At 64.8% G+C, this 12242-nt stretch carries 15 protein-coding genes and 1 pseudogene; 9 read left to right on the top strand and 7 right to left on the bottom strand.

Features of this window, described 5'->3' with window-relative positions; genetic code table 11:
* The 3 genes and pseudogenes from QOD90_RS21960 to QOD90_RS21970 all read left to right on the top strand — a co-directional run.
* Positions 1-280 (top strand): annotated as a pseudogene (locus QOD90_RS21960) (FAD-dependent monooxygenase); the annotation flags it as partial.
* A 321-nt stretch (positions 281-601) separates the two neighbouring features.
* The gene (locus QOD90_RS21965) at positions 602-907 is read left to right on the top strand and encodes a hypothetical protein (protein WP_526353016.1); all 306 of its coding nucleotides are present in this window, start codon (positions 602-604) and stop codon (positions 905-907) included.
* A gap of 98 nt (positions 908-1005) precedes the next feature.
* Positions 1006-1215, top strand: a complete 210-nt coding sequence (locus QOD90_RS21970; RefSeq protein ID WP_526353018.1) for a hypothetical protein — start codon at positions 1006-1008, stop codon at positions 1213-1215.
* A gap of 222 nt (positions 1216-1437) precedes the next feature.
* Here QOD90_RS21970 and QOD90_RS21975 read toward each other — a convergent pair whose 3' ends face one another.
* From QOD90_RS21975 to QOD90_RS21995, 5 genes are read right to left on the bottom strand one after another with little or no spacing between them, the layout of a single operon-like run.
* Entirely contained in the window at positions 1438-2406 is a 969-nt protein-coding gene (locus QOD90_RS21975) for an enoyl-CoA hydratase/isomerase family protein (protein ID WP_526353020.1), read from the bottom strand.
* A 16-nt stretch (positions 2407-2422) separates the two neighbouring features.
* Positions 2423-3361, bottom strand: a complete 939-nt coding sequence (locus QOD90_RS21980; protein WP_526353022.1) for a fumarylacetoacetate hydrolase family protein — start codon at positions 3359-3361, stop codon at positions 2423-2425.
* Positions 3362-3385: 24 nt separating this feature from the next.
* Positions 3386-4522, bottom strand: coding sequence for a VOC family protein (locus QOD90_RS21985; protein ID WP_526353024.1), 1137 nt, complete (start codon positions 4520-4522; stop codon positions 3386-3388).
* A complete protein-coding gene (locus QOD90_RS21990; RefSeq protein ID WP_526353026.1) occupies positions 4519-5199 on the bottom strand; it encodes a class I SAM-dependent methyltransferase in 681 nt (226 codons plus the stop codon). Before QOD90_RS21990 ends, QOD90_RS21985 begins: the two co-directional genes overlap by 4 nt.
* Positions 5196-5816 (bottom strand): pyridoxamine 5'-phosphate oxidase family protein, encoded by a 621-nt coding sequence (locus tag QOD90_RS21995; RefSeq protein WP_526353028.1) that lies wholly within the window; start codon positions 5814-5816, stop codon positions 5196-5198. Before QOD90_RS21995 ends, QOD90_RS21990 begins: the two co-directional genes overlap by 4 nt.
* A 56-nt stretch (positions 5817-5872) precedes the next feature.
* Here QOD90_RS21995 and QOD90_RS22000 point away from each other — a divergent pair, with 56 nt between their 5' ends.
* From QOD90_RS22000 to QOD90_RS22010, 3 genes are all read left to right on the top strand, one after another.
* Positions 5873-6541: a TetR/AcrR family transcriptional regulator gene (locus QOD90_RS22000; RefSeq protein WP_526353030.1), complete on the top strand. Its 669-nt coding sequence runs from the start codon at positions 5873-5875 to the stop codon at positions 6539-6541.
* A 154-nt stretch (positions 6542-6695) separates the two neighbouring features.
* A complete protein-coding gene (locus tag QOD90_RS22005; RefSeq protein ID WP_526353032.1) occupies positions 6696-6986 on the top strand; it encodes a hypothetical protein in 291 nt (96 codons plus the stop codon).
* Between the two features lie 117 nt (positions 6987-7103).
* Positions 7104-8690 (top strand): gamma-glutamyltransferase family protein, encoded by a 1587-nt coding sequence (locus QOD90_RS22010; protein ID WP_526353034.1) that lies wholly within the window; start codon positions 7104-7106, stop codon positions 8688-8690.
* An 87-nt stretch (positions 8691-8777) separates the two neighbouring features.
* Here the strand turns inward: QOD90_RS22010 and QOD90_RS22015 are convergent, their stop codons facing one another.
* Positions 8778-9062 carry a YggT family protein gene (locus QOD90_RS22015; protein WP_526353036.1) on the bottom strand — a complete coding sequence of 95 codons (285 nt, stop codon included), beginning with the start codon at positions 9060-9062 and terminating at the stop codon, positions 8778-8780.
* A gap of 298 nt (positions 9063-9360) precedes the next feature.
* Here QOD90_RS22015 and QOD90_RS22020 point away from each other — a divergent pair, with 298 nt between their 5' ends.
* Genes QOD90_RS22020 through QOD90_RS22030 form a run of 3 tightly spaced genes read left to right on the top strand, consistent with a single transcriptional unit; the run spans position 9361 to position 11809 of the window.
* Positions 9361-10215, top strand: coding sequence for an aldo/keto reductase (locus QOD90_RS22020; protein ID WP_526353038.1), 855 nt, complete (start codon positions 9361-9363; stop codon positions 10213-10215).
* Positions 10216-10253: 38 nt separating this feature from the next.
* Positions 10254-10796 carry a cupin domain-containing protein gene (locus tag QOD90_RS22025; RefSeq protein WP_526353044.1) on the top strand — a complete coding sequence of 181 codons (543 nt, stop codon included), beginning with the start codon at positions 10254-10256 and terminating at the stop codon, positions 10794-10796.
* A complete protein-coding gene (locus tag QOD90_RS22030) occupies positions 10772-11809 on the top strand; it encodes an AraC family ligand binding domain-containing protein (protein ID WP_526353040.1) in 1038 nt (345 codons plus the stop codon). The genes QOD90_RS22025 and QOD90_RS22030 overlap by 25 nt, the downstream gene beginning before the upstream one ends.
* A gap of 13 nt (positions 11810-11822) precedes the next feature.
* On the opposite strand, the gene QOD90_RS22035 is transcribed toward QOD90_RS22030, so the two are convergent.
* Positions 11823-12242, bottom strand: a 420-nt coding sequence (locus QOD90_RS22035; protein ID WP_526353042.1) for an SDR family NAD(P)-dependent oxidoreductase, incomplete at its 5' end; no start/stop codon positions are given.

Genomic DNA, 12242 nt, shown 5'->3' on the forward strand with positions numbered 1-12242 from the left:
CGACGCGGCGTTTGCGCTGCGGCCACACATCGGTGTGGGCACCGCGAAGGCGGCCGACGATGCCTGGCAGCTGGGCAAGTCACTACTCGGCGCCACTACGAGCTACGTCCCAGACCGGTTAAAGGCCTGGGAGATTCAACAGCTACCTATGGCACGGCGTGCCCTGCAAAGGGCCCGCGCGGCGGGCCGAAGCTTGCAGGACGGCACCTGGCAGGTCGGCGAGCCGCCACCGTTCGGGCTGCAGGTGCCCGGGGACAGCGTTCTGCCCGTCGCCTCGTAGCAGTCCGAGCGAGTGCAGGTCGGTCACCTGACCGTGTGGCGTCGGTCGGCACCTCGAGCGCCTCTCGTTGACTCCCCGAGCCAGCGGGGCCGGCCAAGACCGAAAGGCCTTTCCCGCGGAACGGTCTTGACTGCAACGGATTCGCGGGGTGACAGCCCACGGCGCACTTGCACGGGTGGCGATCCGCATGCCAGCTAGCTGCCATGCAGGAATTCCGGTTCTCCTCAGGCGGTTTGGTGGCTAGCGCCGACGACAACGATGCCGCCATCGAGCACTCTTGAGATACATAACGAGGCTAAAAATTGCATGTGGAGGAAGTCGATGACAACGGTCAACACCGCCCGCTCGACGGGCAACCGGCGGGGGGTGCATTCGGCGCTAGGAATCGCCGCGGCCGCCATGGTGGCTGCGGGTACCGTCGGTGTCGCCGCACAGTTCCTCGGTGTCACTCCGCCGGCTCGCGCTACGGCGCCGTACTGCGCCTGGGCTTACCAGTGTCAACAGCCCGGCACGGATGGACTCCTCCCACGTGCCCTTGACTCGCTCGTCCCATTCGGCTCCGTGACGTGGAATTCCGGAACGCCGCCCGGGACAGTCGACGGCACGCACACCGGCGGCGCCGTCTGACTCCACGCTTGCACCAGCTGACGCGAGTACGCCGTCGGCACCGAGTTTCACCCGACCTCGCCCATAGGCGATGTCAACCAAACAAAAAGGAGAAAGAAATGAAACTGCAATACGTCGCACCACTGGTCCTCGCCGCATCCGCTGCAGTCATTGGACTGGCACCGATCGCTGCGGCCGACGCTACGGTGCAGCAGAGCCCGGGAAATGCCCAAATCGTCGCCACTCCCGGGGCAGCCGCGCAGGAGGCCGCCCAAAACCAGCAGCCATTCGGCGGGGACTCGGGTGCCCTGCTCTATCACCACCGCTGACAACGGCCGCGTGCTTGGGGCGGGGAAGTACCAACTCCCGCCCTAAGCGCTTTGGTCCTGGGGCGCAAGGCAAGCTGGTGCGGTGACGACGGGACTTAGATCCGTTGGTTGCCAGCCAGCACTGCTACGTCACGCGACCAGGTCGCATTCATCCCATCGACGAAGTGGGAGGGCGAGACCGTCGGCCGGTTCGCGTTCCTGCATCCGAACACCAGCCACGTCCTATCCGGCGTTGAGTTGGACCACCTCCCCCTGTATCCAGGCTTGGAGGTCTGTCAGGAACACGGACTCACCATTCACGGCCCGTTGCATCTCAAGCCATTTCTGCAGCGCCTGCGGGGCGGGGCCGGACAGAATCGTGGATATGTTGGCCGCGCTTTCACGGCGAAGGCTCTCGGCGGGGGCGAGGACCAGGTTTTCGTTGAAGACTTTCTTCTGTGCCGCAATGGTGTCCCGGTTCCGGCGGGCGTATCGCTTGCCAAGCTCTTGGGCTTCTTCGACGAGGTCATCCGGGGGCACCAGCCGATTCACCAGGCCCATCTGATGTGCCTCACGCGGGGAGTACATCCGGCCCTCGAGCATCATCTCCAGCGCCCTGGCGGGCCCGATGATCTGGGCCAAGCGCTGGCCTCCGACGGTCGTGGTCAGACCGATCAGGAGCTCAGGAAGGATGAAGCCAACGGCTTCGTCATCGGCGGCCAATCGGACGTCGAAGCAAACCGACATCTCCAATCCTCCTCCGCCGCATGGCCCTCCAATCGCGGCGAGGTAGACCGCGGGCGATCTCATGATGCGCAACACGATCTCATTGAACCGATTGACATTCACGGATCGGCCGACGGGACTCCGCTCCAAGACCTGCTCGCCGCCGGGCACGGCACCGGCGACGTCGATACCCCGCAAGAGGTGCAACAGCGCCTGATCCGGTAAGGGCCGCCCGACACGCTGAGCGGCAGCGAGAATCTCGGCGATGTCGAAATGAGTGATGTAGCGCTTGGGTATGCCTCCGGTGAGGACGACCGCGCCGACACTGGTGTCGTCGTCGACGGCTGCGGTGAGAGTGTCGAGGTCCTTCTGCATCCGCGCCGTCATGAAGTTGTACGGTGGATCGCAAAACCGGACGGTGAGTACTCGATCCTCCTGCTCGACCGTCAAGGTGTCCAGCACGAGGTCGCGGGCATTTGGTGTCATCAGCGGTCGCCGTCGCTCACGCGTACTTGACGAGGGTGCGCTGCACGCCGAGATCGATTGCCCCGTCATCGGTTGCCACGCTGGCTTCGACGATGTCGCCGTCGCGCAGGTATTTTCGGCTCTTGGCCTGTTTCGAGAAGAAGACCCTCCACTTCAGCTGGTCCGGAAGCAGCGACCCAATGACCTCGACCGGCTTGGCCGGCGCACTAATCGCCGTGCCTACCGGAGTTCCGGTCAAGACCAGGTCGCCGGGATCGAGATGCTGAAACCGCGACAGCGCCTGCAGTGCCTGGACAGGCGGGTAGATGATGTCACCCTCGACGAGCATGTCTTGGCGGATCGCACCGTTCACGCGCAGCTGCAGCCGCATGTCACCGAAGCGCTTGAGTTCGTCGCCGTCCAGCAGGACCAGCGCGGGCCCGACCGGAGTGAACGTCGGATACGACTTTGATTCGTAGAATTGCGTTTTCGTCAACTGCACGTCGCGCGCTGAAACGTCGTTGGTCACCACCAGCCCGCAGACGTAGTCCGAGAGATTGGCGTCGGTGATCGTGGTGCCGACGGGCATTTCGCGGCCGATGACCACACCGATCTCGACTTCGTAGTCGAGCAGTCGGACGTGGCCGGGTTTGACGATGTCGTCGAGTGGACCGCTGATGGAGCCGGATGCCTTGCGGAAGAAGGCCAGTGGGGTATTTTTCGGGTCCCGCCCGGCGTCTTGGACATGGGAGGCGTAGTTGGTCATCTGTGCCACCACCCGGCACGGCGCCGTGACCGGGGACAGCAGTGCCAGGCTGTCCACCGCGACGGTGTCGGTGCTGTGGACTGCGGCGTCGATAGCCGCTCGGTCGGCCAGCAGCTCGCGTGTGGTGGCGGCCGCGGTGGTGATCCGGGCGGCCCCGGTGGGCGTTTGCACCCACCAGGCGTCGGCGGTGCGCAGGATGGAGACGGTCATCGTGGATCCTTGGCTGGTTGGGTCTCAGGAGTTGGCAACGGCGAGCATGCCGCGAAGGCTGGCCAGGTCGAATTCGTTGTCAGTGCGCAGCGCGCTGACTATCGAGCGAAGTTCGCGCAGCGATTCTCGGCCGGGTGCGATGCCGAGGAAGTCCTTGGTGATCGGCGGTCCCCATTGGGAAAGGCCGGTGGCGGTGAACGGAGCCCACCCCGGCTCGAGCGTGCAGTCGAACACGTCACCGTCGCTGAAGTGCTCGACCATGAAACCGTCGGGATCACGCCAGTAGTCGAAGATCTGGCTGCCCTGGATGTGGCGACCGATTCCCCACGAGCGGTGATAGCCAAGCTCGGCGAGGTAGCGCGCGCCGGCGCCCATCGCGTCGAAGTCGCTGACCTGGTAGGCCGAATGGACGTACTTGTTGGACGGGCCCAGCGCCATCGCCAGGGTGTGGTGGTCAGCCGGAGCCTGCCCGCGATCGCACCGGATGAAGCTCATCACCGGCCCCCGGTCGCGGTGCCCTGGGTAGTACATGAAGTCGCTGACGATCATCCCGAGGTGATCGAGATACCAATTGAGGGCCTGCCGGTACTTGGTCGTTTGCATCACCACGTGCCCCAGCCGCTGCACCCGCGTCGGCACGCGCGGCGGGCGCTGCGTGGCGTTGACCCGGACGAGCTCGTGCCCGAAGTTCAACTGCTGCGGGGTCTGTGCTGGCATGGCCTCGAGCTGGTGGGTGTCGGCAACGACACGGACCGTGACACCGCTGGGGTCGACCAGGTCGACCGCGACGCCGCCGAGTGACTCGGACAGTGCGCGGATTATGGTCCCGGTCGCCTCGGCCAGCCGCAGCACATCGGATTGGTCCTGTGCGGTGTATGCGGCTGAGACGAACTTCGACTGCGGACCTCGCCGGATCAGCACGCAGGGCGAGCCGGAGTCGGTGCCGCGCAAGAACAGCTCGTCGGCCGTACGGAGTGCGGTAGTGAAGCCGAACGCGGACGAAAATGCTTCGGCCCGAGCCAGATCCGGCTTCTCGAACTCCAACCACGCAATGTCGTGCACCTTGATGATCGGATCAGCTGACCGCCCCTGATGCTCTCCCTTTCGAGCTCCCTGATCACTATGCAGGTCGTTGTGGGAGCCGACAACATGGTCGCTCATCGGTCCGTCTGCTCGCCGCGCGGCAGTCGCGCCTCGAAGAACTCGATCGCCCCGCTAGGTTCGAGTGTCACGACGTCGAAGCCGAATTCCCGCAACCACGCTTCGATCTCGCCTGCGCGTGGGGTGTTTCCGAACACCCCGGCTCGACGCGCCACCGCGATCACGGCATCCTTGCGGATGCCTCGCCCCGTCACACATGACGTTCCCCTCAGCGTTCCTCCTGGCGTGAGCACGCGAGCGAGTTCGCCGAGCGCCGCACGCGGGTCGGGCAAACAGTGCAGCCCGTTGTAGGTCACGCAGAGATCAAAGCTGTCGTCGGCGAACTGTAGGGCGGTCACGTCCGCTTCGGCGAACTCGATCGCGTCTTGCACACCCCGTCGGGCCGCCTGTGCGCGCGCCTGGCCGAGCATGTACGAAGATATGTCGGCCGCGACGTACCGCACGTCCTGGCCGGGTCGCAGACCGCGGAACGCGAAGCCGCCGCCGCACGGTATGTCGAGTACGGAGGTTCCCGCCGGGGCGTCTGCAAGTCGCTCGACGTCGACGAACATACGTCGCATGTCGGCGCCCCACATCGCCCAGGCGCCGACCGTTGCGACGCTGTCGTGCTTGACACCGGTCTCGTACATGGCGGCCATGACGCGCTCGGAGCGCCAGCGCTCGGTGACGTCGCTCATCGCTGCGAGCCACCGTCGGGGGAGTCGGGCGCGTCCCAAGGCATCGATGCCGAGACCCAGTGGGTCAGCTCCTGCTGTTCGTTGCTGTGCAAGTGTCGCGGCGGCGTCACGAACGTCGAGTAGGGCCGGCAGCGCATCAGCACCCGGCCTTCCTGCTCTGCGACGGCCTTGACCGCAGGACGCATCTCCGCTGGCACAGGCTGACCCGACATGCGTTCAGCCACCGCCATCATCACGTCGATCAGGGTCTCGTCGTCGTCGTCGATCACCGCGTCGCAATACACCTGCAGGTAGGAGAAGGGCCAGGTCTCGTCGAGGACGCAGAGGCTGACTTTGCCGTTGCGGGCGACGGCTTTGGCCTTGGCCCGATTGCCCATGGTCGCCACCAGCAGGTCGTCGTTGTCGTCTGGGACGTAGTACACGATCGACATCGCCGGGCCGTCCGACTTGCGGCCGTAGCCGAATACGCAGGTCCGGTGGGTCTGAACGAACTGCCGCCGCTCAGAGGGCAGCATGTCGCGATCCGTTGGCGCCTGGAACGGATCCTTGGACAGCGGTAGCAGGTGCGCCGATGAGGGAGCTTGGTCTTGATTCGTGGTCTCTGGCGTGATGTTCATAGCCGCATTCCTCTCCATTGCTATTATCGATTGATAATAAGAGTACACTTCGAAGGATGGAACGCAAGACCCCTTCGCCGACCAAGGTGCGCCTCCGCCGAACCAGGACCGATATCCGGGAGGCCCTGTTGGAGTCGGCTCTGATCGAGTTCGGGGCCAAGGGGTTCGACGGCGCGTCGACGCGTGCTATCGCATCGCGCGTCCAGGCGCACCAGCCGCAGATCAACTATCACTTCGAGTCGAAGGCCGCGTTGTGGACGGCCGCGGTCGATCACCTCTTCGGGCTGCTGGGGGAAGCATTCGACGGCGCCATACCCGCGGACCCGACCGGGACCGATGTCCCGGCGCTCGGTGCCGCGTTTGCAGATGGGATCCGCCGGTTCGTGCGGTTCGCAGCCAAACACCCTGAACTGAACCAGATCATGGTGCACGAGGGCACCGCGGCCAGTGACCGGTTGACGTGGATGACCAACACCCACGTGAAGCCATTCTTCGGTGGCATCCGGCCGATGTGGCAGATACTGCGTGACGCCGGCATTGCCGCACCCATCGACAGCGAGATTCTGTACTACGTGCTCGTCGGCGCCGCATCACTGCCGTATGTGAACGCCCCAGAATTCCGCCTGCTTACCGGTCGAGATCCCGTTGACCCCAACTGGATTGAGACCCACGCTGACGGGTTGGTTGCCATCCTCCTGCCCGGACTCGGTGACTGCACAGGCTGATGCGGCGCCATCGCCGACCTTGGCCGGTGGCCGATGACAACGCCCATTCCGGTTAGTGGGAAGCGTGAATGGGTGCCAGCGGTGACGACATGGGCTCGCTGAGTGGCAACTCTGGAAGAGGCACGAACCAATCGACTTTCGAAGGAGTCTCATCATGCGAATTGGATTGAAGTACATGACATCGGCGTTGGTGGCTGGCGCTGCCGCGCTTACCATCGCCGCAGCACCAGCGGCCATGGCCGATCCCGCTCCGGCTCAGCCCACAGTGGTCGCCACCGCAACGGCGGCCACGGCAGGCGAAATCATCCCGGCCGGCCACGGCGGGGGCGGCGGCTTCCACGGCGGGGGCGGCGGCTTCCACGGCGGCGGCTGGGGCGGTGACCGCGGTGGCTGGCACGGCGATCGCGGCTGGGGCGGTTTCTGGCCCTGGGGCTGGAACCGGTAACGATCAACGGCCCGCTACCGCCAACTGAACAGTCGCCGAGTCCAGGCGGACCCGCGCCAGTGACCTCCCACTGGCGCGGGCTGCTGTGCTGGGCGCCAGGCTTCTAGGATTGCACCGATGACTGTCCCGTTCTCGTGGGAATTTCCCTACGCGTGGCCACGCAAGCCCGTACTGGCGCGCCATGTGGTCTGCACGTCTCAGCCGCTGGCCTCGCAGGCCGGCCTGGCTATGCTCGCCGACGGAGGCAGCGCGGTCGACGCGGCGCTTGCCGCCGCAATCACTCTGACGTTGGTCGAGCCGGTGTCCAACGGCATCGGTTCGGACGCCTTCGCGATCGTGTGGGACGGCGAGAAGTTGCACGGGTTGAATGCCTCCGGGCGTTCGCCTGCGGCGTGGACGCCCGAGTATTTCCGTGGCGGCCCGGTTCCGCTGCGTGGCTGGAATTCGGTCACCGTGCCTGGCGCGGTGTCGGCATGGGCCGAACTGCACGCCCGGTTCGGCAGGTTGCCGTTCGCGCGCCTCTTCGAGCCGGCGATCGGCTACGGCCGCGACGGTTTTCTCGTCTCGCCGACAGTGGCCGCGCAGTGGGCCGCCCAGGTACCCGAAATGCGGTCGCAACCGGGATTCGCCGACGCGTTTCTTCCGGGCGGCCGGGCGCCGGCGCCGGGGGAGCGGTTCCAGCTCCCTGAGCACGCGGCGACGTTGGAGACGATCGCGGCAACGGGCGGGGAGGCGTTCTATCGGGGCGAGTTGGCGGCGGCGATGGAGGCGCACTCGACTGTGAACGGGGGCGCGATGCTGGCCTCCGACTTGGCCTCGCACCGCGCCGACTGGGTCGATCCGATCAGCATCGACTATCGCGGCTACACACTGCACGAGCTTCCCCCCAATGGTCAGGGGATCATCGCCTTGATTGCGCTCGGCATCCTGCGGCACTTCGACATGGCCTCGCTCCCAGTGGATTCGGCAGACAGCGTGCACCTGCAGATCGAGGCGATCAAGCTCGCCTTCGCCGACGCGCTGGCCCACGTCGCCGACATCGACCACATGCCGGTACGTCCGAATCAGCTGTTGGACGCCGACTACCTCAGACAGCGGTCGACCCTGATCGACCCGGCGCGGGCTACAGCGGTTTCGGCAGGCCGGCCGCCGAAGGGCGGCACGGTGTATCTGACTGCGGCCGACGTCGCCGGGATGATGGTGTCGATGATCCAATCCAACTACGACGGTTTCGGGTCGGGCGTGGTGGTGCCCGGCACCGGGATCTCGTTGCAGAACCGCGGCACTGGCTTCAGTACGACGCCGGGGCACCCGAATCTGGTCGCACCGCGAAAGCGCCCGTACCACACCATCGTTCCTGGTTTCCTCACCCGAGAGGGTGCACCGGTGATGAGCTTCGGCGTGATGGGCGGCACCATGCAGCCACAGGGTCATCTGCAGCTGGTGGTACGCATCGCCGACTACGGCCAGAATCCGCAGGCGGCCTGTGACGGTCCGCGGTTCCGTTGGATACACGGCATGAGCGTGAGCCTCGAGCGCGGTTTCCCGCTGGCAACGGTCGACGAGTTGCGCAGGCGCGGCCACGATGTGGTCGCGGTCGACGACTACAACCAATTCGGCAGCTGCCAGGCGATCTGGCGCCTGCAGGACGGGTATCTCGGGGCGAGCGACCCGCGTCGCGACGGGCAGGCCGCCGGTTTCTAGTGCCGATCGAGCCGGACCCTCATAGTGACGCGTCCAGACCCGCGACGGATTCGTTGCTCACACTGAATGCGGTGGCCGGCAGCGTCCTCAGAATGGAATCAACGGCACCACTACGGTTCGCAGGACGATCACGGCCACGAACACTGCGGTGAATGCCAGGTCGATGGAGACCGACCCGAACCGCACGGGCTTCAGCACCCGCCGCACCGGGCTGATCACCGGCTCGGTGATGCCGTGGGTAATCCGGCGTGCTTGGTAAAGGCCGCTGCGGCCGCCCACCGGCGACAGCACACCGACCCAGTCGACGACCATGCGTGCAATTAGCACGAGTTCGAATAGCAGGAGAACGACTCCAAGCAAGCCTTCGACCACCGCACGCTCCTTCCGACTTCCCAAGCGTCCGCCGCCCAGCTGAGAAGGGGCTGACGCGAACCTGAGATTGCACACTGGATTGCTTCGCGTTGAACGTAGCGATGACAACATCGAGCACGTAAGCGCCACATGATAATCGGGCTCGAGTAGTGCTGGCCGTACCGGTGGATGGGTGCCAGCGGGAACGCCAAAGTCCGCGCGAAATGCAAGGCTGAGAACTACGAATCCCGCCGGTATCACGGCACCGCGTAAGGGCGATTTCGTCGCTAGGCGGAACTGACATAGGAGAAGACCCACCATGAGCAGCGTTCCCGCAGTGGTCCTGACCGATGGCGCCCACATCCCGCAGCTTGGTTTCGGCGTCTTCCAGATCGAGCCAGAGAAGACCGCTGCAGCGGTGAAAGCTGCCCTCGACATCGGTTACCGGCACATCGACACCGCTGAAATGTATGGAAATGAGCAGGGAGTCGGCCGGGGCATCGTCGAAGCCGAGGTGGACCGCGCCGATGTCTTCATTACCAGCAAGCTCAACAACGGCTTCCACAGACCGGACGATGCACGCCGCGCGTTCGACGGAACCCTGAGCGCGCTCGGTTCCGACTACGTCGACCTATTCCTGATCCATTGGCCGCTGCCAACGCTTTACGACGGGGACTTCGTCTCGACCTGGCAGGTTCTCGAAGAGTTCGCCGCAGATGGCCGCGCCCGCAGCGTCGGCGTTTCGAACTTCCAGCCGGCACACCTTGATCGACTCGCGAAGGAATCCGCCACGGTGCCGGCTGTGAATCAGGTCGAGGTCCATCCCTACTTCGCAAACGACGAGGTACGGGCCTACGGGCAGGAGCATGGCATCGCGACGGAGGCGTGGTCACCGATCGCTCAGGGCAAGGTGCTCGGTGACCCGATCATCGAGCGAATCGCCAACGCCGTCGGCAAGTCACCCGCCCAAGTAGTGCTGCGCTGGCACGTTCAGCGAGGGGACATCGTCTTCCCGAAGTCCGTGTCGCTGGATCGAATGAAGTCGAACTTCGAGTTGTTCGATTTCGAGCTGGACCAGTCCGACATGCTTGCGATCTCGGACCTCGACAAGGGCGAATCCGGGAGGACCGGCCCCAATCCAGACGAATTCGACTACATACCAACGTCTAAGTGATCAGCGATCGCCGAGCAATGAAGCGGGGCAAAACGTCTATGAGTAACCCGGACGGATTCCATCCAGACTTGCCGTCGCCGAGCGCCGCGCATGTCCACGACTCGGCTCGCACGCGCGTGCGCCACGTCAGGGCTTCGGAACTTAGCTCCGACACGGCCCAGACCGAGGGGATGCGGCGATTTGGCGCGATCAGCGTTGGCTCTGTGGGTTCGGAGAAGATCTGGATGGGTGAAACCCATGTGTCGCCAGAGACGGCGTCGGACAGCCATCACCATGGCGATTCCGAAACGGCGATCTTCGTGCGGAGCGGGAACCCCGCGTTCGTATTCCATGACGGCGTCCAGGAAGTCCGCATCTCCACTGCGCCGGGCGATTACGTCTTCGTCCCGCCGTACGTTCCGCATCGAGAAGAGAATCCAGACCACGATCATCCCGCGGTGATCGTGATTGCCCGCAGTACCCAAGAGGCAATCGTGGTGAATGTTCCAGAGCTTTATGCACTCTCAGAGAGTCCGGCGAACGAACCAGGAACGCGACGTCGAAAGGAGACGGTGAAATGTCGATCAACACAGATCTCGTGACAACGGAAGTCGGTGGCGAGCGCGACGCGCTGGACCCGACTGTCGCTGCGCCGGTGACCAATGTGGCCGAGTACGGATTCGAGGGGCGGTTCGAAGATTGGGCCGAGGATGCCCGCTACTACGAGTACTCCAAGGCCGCAAACCCGATCGACTCCGGGCACACGTCGAAGATTCCAATCAAGGCCTTCAGCCGGGACCTCTATGCCGACGGCCCCAGCCGAATCATCCCGTTGGACCTGTCGAGTGAACTGGGGATCGCGAACGGCCCGGCGACCAGTCCGGCGCTGGTGGCGAACTTCATGCGGATTTGTGCGGGTGAGCGCATCGACACGAATCCGAATGCCACCTCTCAGCTTTACTACGTGATATCCGGCCGGGGTTTCTCGGCGGTGAACGGTCGGCTAGTGCGGTGGGAGAAGGGTGATTTTCTGACACTTCCCGCCGACAGCCGTGCCACCTTCCATGCCGACACCGGCTCCGACGCCGCACTGTACTGGGTGAACGACGAGCCGTTGCTTCGTCATCTGGGCGCAGCGGCGACCGAACCCCGCTTCCGCGCAACGAAATTCCGACGGGCCGACGCGGTGGCGCGGCTAGATGAGATCGCGTCCCGCCCCGGCGCCAACGACAAGAGCAGGGTCAGCGTGTTGCTGGCCAATGCCGCCGAGGAGCAGACACTGACGATCACCCACGTGCTGTGGGCGATGTTCGGTCTGCTGCCGCCGGATCAGGAGCAGCGCCCACACCGCCACCAGTCGGTCGCGCTCGACCTGATTCTCGACGCAGAGCCGGGCTGCTACACGCTGCTTGGCACCCGATTGGATGAGCGGGGAAACATCGTCAACCCGACCCGGGTCGACTGGGCGGCAGGCGGCGCGTTCGTTACGCCGCCGGGCCTGTGGCACGCGCACTTCAACGAGTCGGGCGCCCCGGCACACCTGATTCCGATTCAGGATGCCGGCCTGCAGACGTACCTGCGTAGCTTGGACATCCGCTTTTCCGACCGGCGGTGAACGAACTCAGGTGTCAGTGGATCTTCGGGAGTGTCTTGGCGATCGCCGAAGAGAATAGCTTCTGGTAGCCGGAACCAGTCAACCGCACGATGATGTCGAGGACTTTGGCATCAGCGCCAACGAGGACGCGGGCCTTGTCCTTGCGAACGGCCTCGAGGATGATCTTGGCGGCTTTCTCCGGTGACGTGTAAGCCAGCTTCTTGTCGAAGACCTTCGCAAGTTCCGCGGGGTCGATGCCCTCGGCTGCCGTCGCGTTGCGGGCGATCGCGGTCTTGATGCCGCCCGGATGCACCGTCGTCACCTTCACTGGGCGCTTGGCCGCCAGCATCTCCTGGCGTAGCGCTTCGGTGAACCCGCGAACCGCGAACTTGGCGGCGTTGTACGCGGCCTGGCCTGGCACGGAGAAGATGCCGAACAAGCTGGACACGTTGAC

The sequence above is a fragment of the Mycobacterium sp. genome, from assembly GCF_032161845.1.
GTDB lineage: Bacteria > Actinomycetota > Actinomycetes > Mycobacteriales > Mycobacteriaceae > Mycobacterium.

Excerpts from the sequence above, each read along its gene's own strand:
- QOD90_RS21965 (WP_526353016.1), top strand. The coding sequence starts at position 602 with ATGACAACGGTCAACACCGCCCGCTCGACGGGCAACCGGCGGGGGGTG.
- QOD90_RS21970 (WP_526353018.1), top strand. The coding sequence starts at position 1,006 with ATGAAACTGCAATACGTCGCACCACTGGTCCTCGCCGCATCCGCTGCA.
- QOD90_RS21975 (WP_526353020.1), bottom strand. The coding sequence starts at position 2,406 with ATGACACCAAATGCCCGCGACCTCGTGCTGGACACCTTGACGGTCGAG.
- QOD90_RS21980 (WP_526353022.1), bottom strand. The coding sequence starts at position 3,361 with ATGACCGTCTCCATCCTGCGCACCGCCGACGCCTGGTGGGTGCAAACG.
- QOD90_RS21985 (WP_526353024.1), bottom strand. The coding sequence starts at position 4,522 with ATGAGCGACCATGTTGTCGGCTCCCACAACGACCTGCATAGTGATCAG.
- QOD90_RS21990 (WP_526353026.1), bottom strand. The coding sequence starts at position 5,199 with ATGAGCGACGTCACCGAGCGCTGGCGCTCCGAGCGCGTCATGGCCGCC.
- QOD90_RS21995 (WP_526353028.1), bottom strand. The coding sequence starts at position 5,816 with ATGAACATCACGCCAGAGACCACGAATCAAGACCAAGCTCCCTCATCG.
- QOD90_RS22000 (WP_526353030.1), top strand. The coding sequence starts at position 5,873 with ATGGAACGCAAGACCCCTTCGCCGACCAAGGTGCGCCTCCGCCGAACC.
- QOD90_RS22005 (WP_526353032.1), top strand. The coding sequence starts at position 6,696 with ATGCGAATTGGATTGAAGTACATGACATCGGCGTTGGTGGCTGGCGCT.
- QOD90_RS22010 (WP_526353034.1), top strand. The coding sequence starts at position 7,104 with ATGACTGTCCCGTTCTCGTGGGAATTTCCCTACGCGTGGCCACGCAAG.
- QOD90_RS22020 (WP_526353038.1), top strand. The coding sequence starts at position 9,361 with ATGAGCAGCGTTCCCGCAGTGGTCCTGACCGATGGCGCCCACATCCCG.
- QOD90_RS22025 (WP_526353044.1), top strand. The coding sequence starts at position 10,254 with ATGAGTAACCCGGACGGATTCCATCCAGACTTGCCGTCGCCGAGCGCC.
- QOD90_RS22030 (WP_526353040.1), top strand. The coding sequence starts at position 10,772 with ATGTCGATCAACACAGATCTCGTGACAACGGAAGTCGGTGGCGAGCGC.